Genomic DNA, 13,741 nt, shown 5'->3' with positions numbered 1-13,741 from the left:
TATGTTACAGGCTATTGAAAACGCGGTTTTCTTGTTCCTGTACGCGAATAAACGTTGTACGTTTGGTTAGCTCTTTCAGACGGGATGCACCGACATAAGTACAGGCTGAACGCAGGCCGCCGAGAATATCACGAGCGGTATTATCAACCGGACCGCGCAGCGGCAGCTTAACGGTTTTACCTTCTGCGGCGCGGTACTGTGCAACGCCACCTACGTGACGGGTCATGGCAGATTCAGAGCTCATACCGTAGAACAGCATGAATTTCTCACCGTTCTCTTCAACAATTTTGCCGCCACTTTCTTCATGACCGGCCAGCATCCCACCGAGCATCACGAAGTCCGCACCGCCGCCGAACGCTTTTGCCACGTCACCCGGCATTGTGCAGCCACCGTCGCTGACAATCATACCGCCCAGACCGTGGGCAGCATCGGCACATTCAATCACTGCAGAAAGCTGCGGATAGCCAACGCCGGTTTTTACACGCGTGGTACATACAGAACCCGGCCCAATACCGACTTTGACAATGTCCGCACCGGAAAGCACCAACTCTTCACACATTTCACCGGTAACCACATTGCCCGCGCAGATAGTTTTCGTCGGCCATGCTTCACGCGCTTTTGAGACGAACTGAACAAAATGCTCTGAGTAGCCATTTGCCACATCAATGCAGATAAAGTTCAGCGCCGGGTTGAGCGCCAGAATCTGTTTGGTTTTTTCGAAGTCTGCGTCAGAGGTGCCGGTTGAAACCATCACATGCTTGAGGACATCGGCAGAGCTATCCGCGATAAAGGCAGACCAGTCTTCAACAGAATAGTGTTTGTGCACAGCCGTCAGGATGTCGAAGGATGCCAGCGCCGTTGCCATGGCAAACGTCCCGACAGTGTCCATGTTCGCGGCGATAATCGGTACGCCGGACCAGGTCTGACCTGAATGCTTAAAGGTAAATTGACGTTCCAGCTCAACATCGGAACGGCTTTTGAGAGTAGAACGCTTAGGGCGGATAAGAACGTCTTTGAAACCTAACTTCAGATCTTCTTCGATACGCATGTGCGGATTCCTGGGGTTAATGGCGAAAAATCGAAACTCACAACTCCAGTGACGCTATCATACGCACTAATCAATGCCGCGCAAGACTGCGAAATTCTCTTTTTTTACGCTACAATCCCATAAATTTACCTGGCGAATAGTAGGTTAATCCTGCAGCAGCCTCGCCTTCACGCGCTTAACTTTTAACTGTTTGATAATCAAACGTAAACTCCAGGATCTGCATCTATGAGGTATACAGTAGCCTTAACCGGCGGCATTGGCAGTGGTAAAAGCACCGTTGCAAATGCGTTCGCTGACCTCGGAATAAACGTGATTGATGCAGATATCATTGCGCGTCAGGTGGTTGAACCAGGTACGTCTGCCCTCAAGACGATTGAAGAACATTTTGGTTCCGACGTGATAGCTACGGACGGGTCGCTACAACGGCGCATTTTACGCGAACGTATTTTTTCCAATCCTGAGGAAAAAAATTGGCTAAATGCCCTGCTCCATCCGCTTATTCAACAGGAAACACAGCGTCAATTTGATCAAGCGACCTCCCCCTATCTGTTATGGGTTGTTCCGTTGCTGGTAGAGAATTCGCTGTATAAAAAAGCCAACCGCGTACTGGTGGTGGATGTCACCCCCGAAACCCAGCTCAGACGAACCATGCAGCGTGATGACGTGACGCGCGAGCATGTTGAACAAATTCTTGCTGCCCAGGCAACGCGTGAAGCGCGTCTGGCCGTGGCAGACGATGTTATTGATAATAATGGCGCACCGGAAGCCATCGCCTCGGATGTCGCCCGCCTGCACGCGCTCTATTTGCAACGCGCGTTGCAGTTTGTCTCACAGGAAAAACCGTAATGCACACCCAGGTCCTTTTTGAACACCCTCTCAATGAGAAGATGCGTACATGGCTGCGCATTGAGTTTTTAATCCAACAGCTCTCCGTTAATTTACCCATTGCGGACCATGCAGGCGCGCTGCATTTTTTCCGCAACATCGGAGATTTACTGGATGTCTTTGAACGTGGTGAAGTCCGAACCGAACTCCTGAAAGAACTGGAACGACAACAGCGTAAACTCCAGGCCTGGGTTGAAGTTCCCGGCGTCGATCAAAGCAGAATCGACGCATTGCGCCAACAGTTAAAAAGCGCGGGCAGCATTTTGATTTCGGCCCCACGCATTGGACAAACGCTGCGTGAAGATCGTCTGATTGGCCTCGTGCGTCAGCGTTTAAGCATTCCCGGCGGATGCTGCAGTTTCGATCTCCCCACCCTGCATATCTGGTTACATTTACCACAGCCGCAACGCGACGCGCAGGTTGAAGCCTGGCTTGCCAGCCTGAATCCGCTCAACCAGGCGTTGTCGCTGGTGCTGGATTTGATTCGTAACTCAGCGCCGTTTCGTAAACAAACCAGCCTGAATGGTTTTTACCAAGATAACGGCGAGGATGCCGATTTGCTGCGCTTGCAGCTGCCGCTTGATTCGCAGCTTTACCCGCAAATTTCTGGTCATAAGAGCCGTTTTGCCATTCGTTTTATGCCGCTGGATAGCGAGAATGGCCAGGTGCCTGAGCGTCTCGATTTTGATCTGGCGTGCTGTTAAGGAGTCAACATGTCTGAACAAACCATCGTCAACTGCCCAACCTGTGGAAAACCCGTGGTGTGGGCTGAAGTCAGTCCGTATCGCCCATTCTGCAGCAAACGCTGCCAGTTAATCGATCTGGGTGAGTGGGCCGCAGAAGAGAAACGAATCCCAAGCTCTGGCGATCTGTCGGAAAGCGACGACTGGAGTGAAGAGCAGAAATAATTCTGCCAAAACGGGAGAAGGCAACGCCGCATCCGGCGTTGTATGTTGTTTTGCCTGATGGCGCTGCGCTTATCAGGCCTACGAACGAAAACGTAGGGCGGGCAAGCGTAGCGCCCCCGCCATAATTGGCCGGATGCGGCATTGCCTTATCCGGCCTACGAACACCATTAGCCCGCAATCAGCTTTTCAATGACCGGCGCATTCGCGGGCGGGAAATCCTCCGCATTCAGAGCATCTTGCGCAATCCACTGCGCCGGTTGCCCCTCTTTGCCCCACGGTTCGCCTTCCCAGCTCTCAACCAGCCAGAACCACAGCGTGATGTGCCGGTCCGGAAACTGATACTCCAGCTTTTCGAACAGTGAATTCTGAGTCGGTATGATCCCGACTTCTTCCTGTAGTTCGCGAATCAGCGCCTGCTCTGGCGTTTCACCCGCTTCAATTTTCCCGCCGGGGAATTCCAGCTTATTTGCCATATGGGCATCCGCCGCACGCTGGGTGATAAAAATTTCATTGTGCTGATTACGAATAATCCCGACGGCGATCTGCAATATTTTCATTTTCATCATCCATAAAAAAGGCGCAGAAGTCTGCGCCTTTTCAGTAAGTTATTTGCTTAGCTCAGACGGCCATGACACTGTTTGTATTTCTTGCCGGAACCGCAAGGGCACGGATCGTTACGCCCCACTTTACGATCGCCGGTTTGTGCTGCCAGCTCTTCTGCCGCGGCGGAATCGTCACCTTTATGGCTCAACTGCTGCATCTGCGCTAAACGCTCAGCTTCTTCACGACGCTGCTGCTCCATCGCTTCTACTTCTTCAGGCATACGTACCTGAACTTTGCTCAGGGTGCTGATCACTTCATACTTCAGTGATTCCAGCATTGATGCAAACATAGAGAAGGATTCACGCTTGTATTCCTGCTTCGGATCTTTTTGCGCGTAACCACGCAGGTGGATACCCTGACGCAGGTAGTCCATCGCCGCCAGGTGCTCTTTCCACAGAGAGTCGAGCGTTTGCAGCATCACGCCTTTTTCGAAGTGACGCATCATCTCTGCGCCCACAACTTCTTCTTTGCGCTGATAAACTTCTACCGCGTTTGCCAGAATACGTTCGCGCAGCGTTTCTTCGTGCAGCTCAGGTTCTTTATCCAGCCACTCTGAAATCGGCATATCCAGATCGAAGTCGTTTTTCAGGCGCTCCTGCAGACCCGGAATATCCCACATTTCTTCCAGAGACTGCGGCGGAATATAGGCATCAATCGTTGCTTTGAAGACGTCTTCGCGGATGCTGTTAATGGTTTCGCTAACGTCAGAGACGTCCAGCAGTTCGTTACGCTGGGTGTAGATTGCGCGGCGCTGGTCGTTAGCAACGTCATCATATTCCAGCAGTTGCTTACGAATATCGAAGTTGCGGCTTTCCACTTTACGCTGCGCGTTTGCAATGGCTTTAGTTACCCATGGGTGTTCAATCGCTTCACCCGGCTTCATACCCAGTTTACGCATCATGCCGGACACGCGGTCAGAGGCAAAAATACGCATCAGCGCATCTTCCATCGACAGGTAGAAACGAGACGAACCCGCATCCCCCTGACGACCGGAACGACCACGCAGCTGGTTATCGATACGACGAGATTCATGGCGCTCAGTACCGATAATATGTAAACCACCGGCCGCTAACACCGCGTCATGACGAACCTGCCACTCAGCTTTGATCTGGGCGATCTGTTCCGGAGTTGGGTCTTCCAGCTCGGCAACTTCCGCCTGCCAGCTACCACCCAACACGATATCGGTACCACGACCCGCCATGTTTGTCGCAATAGTTACGGCTGACGGATAACCCGCCTGAGCAACGATATCCGCTTCGCTGGCGTGGAACTTGGCGTTCAGCACGTTGTGCTTGATCCCCGCTTTGGTCAGCTCGTTAGAGACCACTTCCGATTTTTCAATGGAGATAGTACCCACCAGCACCGGCTGGCCATTTGCGGTACGCTCTTTAATATCTTCAATGATCGCCTGAATTTTTTCCGCTTCGGTCATGTACACCAGATCCGGTAAATCTTTACGGATCATCGGACGGTTGGTTGGAACGACTACGGTATCCAGTTTGTAGATGGAGCTGAATTCAAACGCTTCAGTGTCTGCAGTACCGGTCATACCGGCCAGTTTTTCGTACAAACGGAAATAGTTCTGGAAGGTAATGGATGCCAGCGTCTGGTTTTCGTTCTGGATATCTACGCCTTCTTTCGCTTCAACAGCCTGGTGCAGGCCATCGGACCAGCGACGCCCCTGCATGGTACGACCGGTGTGTTCGTCGACGATGATAACTTCGCCGTCTTTCACGATGTAGTCGACGTCACGGGTAAACAGCACGTGCGCGCGCAGTGCGGCAGTCACGTGGTGCATCAGCATAATGTTGCCCGGAGAGTACAGCGACTCGCCCTCATCCATAATGCCTTCGTTAACCAGCAGTTCTTCAATCAGCACCAGACCACGTTCGGTCAGGTTAACCTGGCGTGCTTTCTCATCTACTGAGAAGTGACCTTCGCCCTGGAACGTGTCGGAATCTTCCTTCTCCTGACGGATCAGATGCGGGATGATTTTGTTCACTTTTTTATACATTTCCGAGCTGTCTTCAGCCGGACCGGAAATGATCAGCGGCGTACGCGCTTCATCGATCAAGATGGAGTCGACTTCATCGACCAGCGCATAGTGCAGTTTACGCTGAACGCGCTCTTCCGGGCTAAACGCCATGTTGTCACGCAGGTAGTCAAAGCCGTATTCGTTGTTAGTACCGTAGGTAATATCGGCATTATAAGCTTCACGTTTGGCTGGTGCAGGCAGGCCAGACATGTTAATACCGACAGTCATCCCGAGGAATTCAAACAGTGGGCGGTTATTTTCGGCGTCACGCTGGGCCAGATAGTCGTTCACGGTAACCACGTGTACGCCCTTCCCGCTTAACGCGTTCAGGTACGCAGGCAGCGTTGCGGTCAGGGTTTTACCTTCACCGGTACGCATTTCCGCGATGCAGCGATCGTTCAGCACCATACCGCCCAGCAACTGAACGTCGAAGTGGCGCATGCCGAACACACGCTTACTCGCTTCGCGGACCACCGCGAATGCTTCCGGGATCAGGCTCTCAACGCTGGCGCCTTTTTCCAGACGGGCACGGAATTCAGCGGTCTTCGCTTTCAGTTCATCATCGGAGAGTTTTTCCATCTCCGGTTCCATTGCGTTGATGACATTGACCACTTTACGCATACGACGCAGCGTACGTTCGTTACGACTACCGAATACTTTTGTTAATAATTTGATTAGCATAATAAAATCTCAAACGCCCCGCGGTGCGGAGTCAAAAATTATAAGTTGGAAGGTTATTTTTTAGCTGAGGCGTTGAGGGCCAGCGCGAATACCTTGCAGCTGGCTGATCCAGACCGGAACGCTAAACGCGGCCTGAGAGGTAAAATGGGAGTATGTCACGCGACTTACGGTCGCGGGCGGTCTGCCTTCCTGCGTCAGCATCGCGCTGAGCGTATTCAGTAACGCAAGATGGTGCGCCTGGATTGGCAACGGCTCTTCGGCAACGGGCAGCGCCTGAGGAGCCATAGCAAAAGAAAGATGGCGAATGACCGTACGAATGGCATGCTGATGCCAGTAGTCGACGGTAAAATTCGGGCGGCGATTGGTCGCTTCCAGCAAAGCAAGTTGGCTAAAGTTAACTTTAGCGCCTTGATCGTGATTGCTGGCGGTCGCCTTCGCGGGGGTATTAGGTTCAGCAGCATTACCGAGCGCGGGCAGGCCAAAACTAGCCGCGACCATCCCCAACAGGAGATGCGGCCAGAAGTACCGTCTGCCTAACTGTCGCCAGCGCGTCAGTATTCCACTCACGTTATTGCCACCTGATATACCCTGCGTTTGGGGTTACAAATGCAAAACCATTTTTTGCGCACAAATATTACCATTAATGCGTTCTCACCACAGCAGTAATGACGCAAGTCGCGGGTAAATATGCTTAAGAAAGCAGCGATCGAACGCTATTTTACTCTGCCGGTGGGGGGAAAGTCGCTTCAGAGAAGGTGGTTTGCAATCGGAAAATAAAAAAACGACTGGTTCACCTGGCCGGAGAGAGTGCCAGATTTACCAGTCGAATTTATGCGACAGCGTATGTCGTTATGCCAGTACGGTCGAAGGTGCTTTGAACGCCAACGGCAGTTCTGCATCGTCCTGGAAGGTCACATATTCCCAGGCTTCCTGTTTCGCCAGGACCGCCTGCAACAGTTTGTTATTCAATGCATGACCGGATTTATACGCGGTGAATGCACCAATAATGTTGTGACCACACATGAACAAGTCACCAATCGCGTCGAGCATTTTGTGACGAACGAACTCGTCTTCAAAACGCAGGCCGTCTTCGTTCAATACGCGATAATCGTCAACAACGATGGCACAATCGAAGCTGCCGCCCAGGCACAGACCACGGGACTGCAGATATTCGATATCACGCATGAAGCCGAAAGTACGTGCACGGCTGATCTGGCGCATGAACGCATCCGCAGAGAAGTTCATCGCGTAGCGCTGCGTGCTGGAGTCGATTGCCGGATGGTTAAAGTCGATGGTGAAATCCAACGTAAAACCATTATACGGCTTAAACTCAGCCCACTTATCGCCATCTTCGACACGAACGGTCTCTTTGATGCGAACAAATTTTTTGGCGCTGCTCAGTTCTTCAATACCTGCATCAAGCAGCAGATAAACGAACGGAGCGGCACTGCCATCCATGATCGGGATTTCCGGGGCGTTAACTTCAATAACGATGTTATCGATACCTAAGCCCGCCAGAGCAGCGTTAAGGTGCTCAACGGTTGAAATCCGTACATCATGCTCGTTGACCAGACACGTACAGAGCATGGTATCACGCACAGATTTGGCATCGGCCGGGAAATCTACCGGAGGATTCAAGTCGGTGCGACGATAGATGACCCCGGTGTTGGCCGGCGCAGGGCGTAACGTCAGTGTGACCTTTTTGCCGGTGTGTAAACCGACGCCAGTCGCCTGAACGATACGTTTAAGAGTCCTTTGTTTGATCATCGTATAATCTCGCCAAATTACCTATCCAACCGAAGTGTACTATACATTCGGTGGGCCAGTTTAGCACAAAGAGCCACAATTCCCAAATTCCAGCTAATTCTTAATCAGCTTGCTTACGCAGGAATGCAGGGATATCCAGATAATCCGGCTCTTTCGTGGTTTGCGGCGTATTGTCGTTAACCACTTTTGCTACCGGTTTCTGCTCTTGCGTCAACGGCGCCATACCGTGCTGCTGGTAACGATCCATTACCGGCTGCTGGACCTGCTTGTTGGTCACCAGAGTGATTTCAGGACGCTTGTCCATACCAATTCCAGTGGCAACAACGGTCACGCGCAGTTCGTCGTTCATATCCGGGTCCAGAGAGGTACCGATAACCACGGTCGCGTTATCCGATGCAAAGGCACGGATGGTGTTACCGACGGTTTCGAACTCATCCAGACGCAGGTCGAAGCCCGCAGTAATGTTGACCAGTACGCCGCGCGCACCAGACAGATCGATATCTTCCAACAGCGGAGAAGAGATAGCCATTTCAGCCGCTTCTTCCGCACGATCTTCACCGCTTGCCACGCCGGAGCCCATCATCGCATAGCCCATTTCGGACATCACGGTGCGCACGTCTGCAAAGTCGACGTTCATCAGGCCCGGACGCGTAATCAGTTCAGCGATACCCTGAACTGCGCCTTTCAACACGTCGTTCGCTGCGCCAAACGCATCCAGCAGGGAGATACCACGGCCCAGCACTTTCAGCAGTTTGTCGTTCGGGATAGTGATCAGAGAGTCCACGTGTTTGGACAGCTCGGTGATACCCTGCTCCGCGAATGCCATACGCTTCTTGCCTTCAAAGTTAAAAGGCTTAGTCACAACAGCAACGGTCAGGATACCTAAATCTTTTGCTACTTCAGCAACCACTGGCGCTGCACCGGTTCCGGTACCGCCGCCCATACCTGCTGCGATAAACACCATGTCTGCGCCGTCAAGCGCTGCACGCAGAGCTTCACGATCTTCGTCTGCCGCATTACGACCGACTTCCGGGTTTGCACCCGCGCCCAGACCTTTGGTGATGCCGCTACCAATCTGAATGGTCTGTCCAACCGCCGTTTTACGCAACGCCTGAGCGTCGGTATTCACCGCGAAGAATTCAACACCTTCGATGCGCTCGCGCACCATGTGTTCAACGGCATTACCGCCGCCGCCGCCGACGCCGATGACTTTAATCACCGCGTCATTGGTTAGTTCCATAGGTTCAAACATAGTTTCTCTCTCCGTTGTGCCTGTCGCCTGAGACCAGTAATGTGCGTCGGTCTCTTTAAAAATTAAAACTCTTTTCGCAGCCAGCTATTGAGTCGTTTAATCCACGAGCCAACTGACGCCGTTACGCGTTTTTCAACTTCAGCCTCACCACTTAAATGGGATTCTTTCCCGTAGTGAAGCAGCCCCACCGCCGTTGAATAATACGGCTCCTGGGCATAATCCGTCAGACCGGTAATATTCAGCGGTGCGCCAATACGGACTTGCGTATGGAACACGCGCTGAGCACAGGCCGCTAGACCTTCAATTTGCGCTGCGCCGCCGGTTAACACAATCCCCGCCGCCAGATGATGTTTCACCCCTTGCTGGCGAAGCTGTTCTTGTAATTGCAGAATTTCTTCGTTGACCAGGTTGAGCAGCTCGGTATAACGCGGCTCAATGACCTCTGCCAAAGTCTGACGCTGCAGGCTCCGCGGCGGACGACCGCCCACGCTTGGCACCTCAACGCTCTCGTCTTTACCGACGATGGAACCCAGCGCGCAGCCATGACGTACTTTGATGGCTTCGGCATCGCTCGGCGGCGTACCAAAGGCATACGCGATATCGCTGGTCACCACATTCCCTGCATAAGGGATCACTTTGGTATGGCGCAACGCCCCGCCAGTATAAACGGCGATGTCCATTGTACCACCACCAATATCTACCACGCAGACACCCAGTTCACGTTCATCTTCCGTCAACACGGAATAACTGGCTGCCAGTCCGGCGAAAATCAGTTGGTCAACTTTCAGACCACAACGTTCAACGGCTTTGACAATATTCTTCGCCATGTCGTTGTGGCAGGTAATAAGATGCACTTTTGCCTGCATACGTACGCCGGAAAGACCGACCGGATTTTTGATACCTTCCTGGTAGTCAATGGCGTATTCCTGCGGAATCACGTGCAGAACACGATGTTCATCGCGCACGCGTACGGATTTTGCCGTATGTACGACGTTTTCCACATCTTCCTGCGTCACTTCCTCTTCGGAAATGGGCACCATACCAATTTCATTCTGACAGCTAATATGTTTGCCGGAAAGCGCCAGATACACCGAGGATATCTGGCAATCTGCCATCAGCTCAGCCTGGTCAATGGCGCGCTGTACGCATTTCACCACTGACTCAAGGTCATTCACCCCGCCTTTATCCATACCTCGCGATGGGCAACTGCCCACGCCAATGATATTGACCATACCGTCGGGCAGAACTTCCCCTACTAAAGCGGCTACCTTCGCGGTGCCAATCTCCAGTCCAACTACCAGTTTTCTGTCCGTCGCCTTGATCATTGTTGTTCTGCCTGTGCCTGATTCTGTTGCTGATTAGATTCCTCAGGAGGCAAGGGGACCCAGCCTACTGCCGCTCCTGAGTCATAACGCAAATCAACGTAGCTAATCCGTTTGCCATCGGTTTGCGCCTGCTGCTGTAAAACCGGGTAGAGTTCCACAAAGCGAGCCAAACGTTTTATCGTATCGCCCCTGCCCAGATTGAGCTTAATATCGTTATTCAGCGTCAACTGCCAGGAACGACGAGCGGTCATCGCCGCTTCCTTCAGGGTGAATCTATCCTTAGCCAGCACCTGCCCCATATCGCGGAACCCTTGCAGCACTTCGCTTGCGCTGCCTTCCGGTCCGTACAACATGGGTAATACCTGCTTATTGGCCCGACCGGTTGGGACGCTGAACGTATTGCCTTCGGCATCCACCATGTGTTGGTCATTCCAACGCGCAATTGGCACATATTCAACCAGATGAATCTTCAATTCATCAGGCCATTGCTTTCTCACGCTCGCCTGTTTAATCCACGGGAGGCGTTCAATCTGACTCTGGATGATGTTCACATCCTGGGTCATAAAGGTTCCCGGCGCACCCAGCGCCAGAATGGACTGACGGATATCATCATTGCGCGTGTAGTGCCGTTCGCCGGTTAACACCAGTTTTGACAACGGCAAACGCTGCGCATCTTCCATCCATCCCAACACTACCCAGCCGCTGACAAACACGGTGCACAGCACTGTCAGCAGGAACAGTATTCCTGCAAGACGCGTTCCATTATTGCGGCGTGAGGAGTTTACTTCTTCTTCATCACCGTTTCGCGTGTTCAGCGCAGCCTGCGACATATCAGTCCGCCAACTCCAGAATTCTTACCACCAACTGCGAGAAGCTCAGGCCCGCCTGACGCGCCGCCATCGGCACCAGGCTGTGGCTGGTCATACCCGGAGAGGTATTGGCTTCCAGCAGATAAAACTGGCCATCGCTGTCCAGCATGACGTCAATGCGACCCCAACCTTTACAGCCCAGGGTGGTCCACGCTTTCAGGACTAAATCCTGTAATTGAACCTCTTGCTCTACTTCCAGACTTGCAGGGCAGAAATATTGTGTCTCATCAGAGAGATACTTCGCCTCATAATCATAGAAGGTTCCCGCCGGTTGGATACGTATTGACGGTAAAATTTCTTCGCCGAGTATCGCAACTGTAAATTCCGGGCCACTGAGCCATTTTTCAATCAGTACTTCTTCATCATGCTGAAAAGCCAATGCTAATGCACCCTGCAAAGCATTTTCTTCTTCAACTTTTGACATCCCTACGCTGGAGCCTTCACGGCTTGGCTTCACAATCAGCGGCAAACCTAACGCAGAGATTTTTGCAACCACTTCATTGCTAAGACCTTTTTCGAACTCAGCGCGGGTCAACGCAACCCATGGCGCGACGGGTAAACCTGCGCCCTGCCACAGCAGCTTGCTGCGCAGTTTGTCCATTGAGATCGCGGAAGCCATGACGCCGCTGCCGGTATACGGCAGGCCGATCTGCTCCAGCATGCCCTGCAGCGTACCATCTTCACCACCACGCCCATGCAGAGCAATAAACACCTTCTGAAAACCCATTGATTTCAGAAGAGTGACATCAACCTCTTTCGGGTCAACCGGATGGGCATCGACACCACCTTCGCGTAACCCTGCCAGTACGGCCGCGCCGGAATTCAGCGACACTTCTCGCTCTGCGGAGGTACCTCCTAACAGGACCGCGATTTTATCAGCCATGCTGTTCTTCCTCCGGATTTTGCGGCTTCAGTTTGATTTCAGCTAAGGAACGCGCAATTTTGCCGATATTTCCAGCACCTTGCACCAAAATCAGATCGTTGCCGGTTAATACTGGTGCCAACATTTCTGCCACCAGGGCCGGATCGGATACCAGAATAGGATCGATCTTACCGCGACCACGAATAGTACGGCACAGCGAGCGGCTGTCAGCGCCCGGAATGGCGGCTTCACCCGCGGCGTATACATCCAGCATCAACAGCGTATCAACCTGAGTCAGCACGTTGGCAAAGTCGTCGTACAAATCGCGCGTGCGCGTATACCGATGCGGCTGGAACAGCATCACCAGATTTTTGTCCGGCCAGCCCGCGCGCGCGGCTTTAATTGTGGCGTCCACTTCCGTGGGGTGATGGCCGTAATCATCGACCAGCATCGCGGTCCCGGTTTTACCGTTCACCGGCTCAAGCGGGAATTCGCCGAGGAAGTCAAAACGACGCCCTGTCCCCTGGAAGCTCTCCAGCGCACGCAGAATCGCGTCGTCTTCGATGCCTTCTTCCGTCGCAACCGCCACCGCAGCCGCGGCGTTCAGCGCATTGTGGCGGCCAGGCGCGTTTAACGTTACGCGGAGATCGGCCATCCCCTGACGCACAAGGGTGAAGTGACCCTGCGGGCCAATCTGCTGGTAGTCTTCAACACGTACATCAGCATCATCACTGAAACCATAGGTTGTGGTTTGACGGCCCACGCGCGGTAACAGTTCGCGGATCACCGGATCGTCAACGCACATCACCGCACGACCATAAAACGGCAAGTTATGCAGGAAATTAATAAACGTCTGCTTTAAATTTTCGAAGTCGCCATGGTAGGTATCCATATGGTCGGCTTCGATATTGGTGACAATCGCCACCATCGGCTGTAAATGCAGGAACGACGCGTCGCTCTCGTCCGCTTCGGCAATCAAATAACGGCTATGACCCAGGCGCGCATGAACGCCAGCAGCCTTCACCAGACCGCCGTTAACAAAGGTTGGATCCAGCCCCGCTTCCGCGTAAATACTGGAGACCATCGCCGTGGTCGTGGTTTTACCGTGCGTCCCCGCAATGGCGATGCCGTGACGAAAACGCATTAACTCCGCCAGCATCTCAGCACGACGAATCACCGGAATACGCGCTTCATGCGCCGCAACAATTTCCGGGTTATCCGCAGAAATCGCACTGGAGACCACCACCACGCTCGCATCGCGCACGTTTTCAGGGCGATGGTTGAAGAAAATCGTGGCGCCGAGATTCGTCAACTGCTGCGTCACCGGATTCGGCGCTAAGTCAGAACCGCTGATCTGATAACCTTCATTGGCCAAAACTTCGGCAATACCGCCCATACCAGCACCACCGATGCCGACAAAGTGAATGTGCCGAACGCGACGCATTTCGGGCACGATGGAACGCAGTTTTGCCAGTTGTTGTGTATTCATTCTTTAGCCATTAACTT

13 protein-coding genes are annotated in these 13,741 nt (G+C 52.8%); 3 read left to right on the top strand and 10 right to left on the bottom strand.

The features are described 5' to 3' along the window. Window positions 1-4: 4 nt before the first annotated feature. Complete coding sequence (locus tag ACVXHP_RS14055; protein ID WP_304702299.1) at window positions 5-1,048, bottom strand: GMP reductase; 1,044 nt, start codon at window positions 1,046-1,048, stop codon at window positions 5-7. 225 nt (window positions 1,049-1,273) lie between these two features. Here ACVXHP_RS14055 and coaE point away from each other — a divergent pair, with 225 nt between their 5' ends. Genes coaE through yacG form a run of 3 tightly spaced genes read left to right on the top strand, consistent with a single transcriptional unit; the run spans window position 1,274 to window position 2,841 of the window. Continuing rightward, entirely contained in the window at window positions 1,274-1,894 is a 621-nt protein-coding gene (gene coaE, locus ACVXHP_RS14050; RefSeq protein ID WP_447571673.1) for a dephospho-CoA kinase, read from the top strand. Beyond that, the gene (gene zapD, locus ACVXHP_RS14045) at window positions 1,894-2,637 is read left to right on the top strand and encodes a cell division protein ZapD (RefSeq protein ID WP_447571672.1); all 744 of its coding nucleotides are present in this window, start codon (window positions 1,894-1,896) and stop codon (window positions 2,635-2,637) included. Before coaE ends, zapD begins: the two co-directional genes overlap by 1 nt. A gap of 9 nt (window positions 2,638-2,646) precedes the next feature. Continuing rightward, on the top strand, window positions 2,647-2,841 hold the full coding sequence (gene yacG, locus ACVXHP_RS14040; RefSeq protein ID WP_304702302.1) for a DNA gyrase inhibitor YacG: 195 nt from the start codon (window positions 2,647-2,649) through the stop codon (window positions 2,839-2,841). A gap of 167 nt (window positions 2,842-3,008) precedes the next feature. On the opposite strand, the gene mutT is transcribed toward yacG, so the two are convergent. The 9 genes from mutT to murC all read right to left on the bottom strand — a co-directional run bounded on the left by mutT (window position 3,009) and on the right by murC (window position 13,724). Then, window positions 3,009-3,398, bottom strand: a complete 390-nt coding sequence (mutT, locus tag ACVXHP_RS14035; protein WP_304702303.1) for an 8-oxo-dGTP diphosphatase MutT — start codon at window positions 3,396-3,398, stop codon at window positions 3,009-3,011. A gap of 56 nt (window positions 3,399-3,454) precedes the next feature. Beyond that, window positions 3,455-6,160, bottom strand: coding sequence for a preprotein translocase subunit SecA (secA, locus tag ACVXHP_RS14030; protein ID WP_447571671.1), 2,706 nt, complete (start codon window positions 6,158-6,160; stop codon window positions 3,455-3,457). A gap of 60 nt (window positions 6,161-6,220) precedes the next feature. Next, the gene (gene secM / locus ACVXHP_RS14025; protein ID WP_200008607.1) at window positions 6,221-6,727 is read right to left on the bottom strand and encodes a secA translation cis-regulator SecM; all 507 of its coding nucleotides are present in this window, start codon (window positions 6,725-6,727) and stop codon (window positions 6,221-6,223) included. Window positions 6,728-7,009: 282 nt separating this feature from the next. Further along, the gene (gene lpxC, locus ACVXHP_RS14020) at window positions 7,010-7,927 is read right to left on the bottom strand and encodes a UDP-3-O-acyl-N-acetylglucosamine deacetylase (RefSeq protein WP_006686706.1); all 918 of its coding nucleotides are present in this window, start codon (window positions 7,925-7,927) and stop codon (window positions 7,010-7,012) included. Window positions 7,928-8,027: 100 nt separating this feature from the next. After that, window positions 8,028-9,179, bottom strand: a complete 1,152-nt coding sequence (gene ftsZ / locus ACVXHP_RS14015) for a cell division protein FtsZ (protein WP_003018753.1) — start codon at window positions 9,177-9,179, stop codon at window positions 8,028-8,030. A 62-nt stretch (window positions 9,180-9,241) separates the two neighbouring features. Continuing rightward, window positions 9,242-10,504, bottom strand: a complete 1,263-nt coding sequence (gene ftsA, locus ACVXHP_RS14010) for a cell division protein FtsA (protein WP_003018755.1) — start codon at window positions 10,502-10,504, stop codon at window positions 9,242-9,244. Next, window positions 10,501-11,334, bottom strand: a complete 834-nt coding sequence (gene ftsQ / locus ACVXHP_RS14005; protein WP_003018758.1) for a cell division protein FtsQ — start codon at window positions 11,332-11,334, stop codon at window positions 10,501-10,503. The genes ftsA and ftsQ overlap by 4 nt, the downstream gene beginning before the upstream one ends. A gap of 1 nt (window position 11,335) precedes the next feature. Further along, the gene (locus tag ACVXHP_RS14000; RefSeq protein ID WP_447571670.1) at window positions 11,336-12,256 is read right to left on the bottom strand and encodes a D-alanine--D-alanine ligase; all 921 of its coding nucleotides are present in this window, start codon (window positions 12,254-12,256) and stop codon (window positions 11,336-11,338) included. After that, window positions 12,249-13,724, bottom strand: coding sequence for a UDP-N-acetylmuramate--L-alanine ligase (murC, locus tag ACVXHP_RS13995; protein ID WP_447571669.1), 1,476 nt, complete (start codon window positions 13,722-13,724; stop codon window positions 12,249-12,251). Before murC ends, ACVXHP_RS14000 begins: the two co-directional genes overlap by 8 nt. Window positions 13,725-13,741 lie beyond the last annotated feature (17 nt).

Source organism: Citrobacter freundii complex sp. 2025EL-00176 (genome assembly GCF_053309355.1).
The sequence above is the reverse complement of the archived record's forward strand: the minus strand, read 5'-3'. Positions and strand labels throughout refer to the sequence as shown.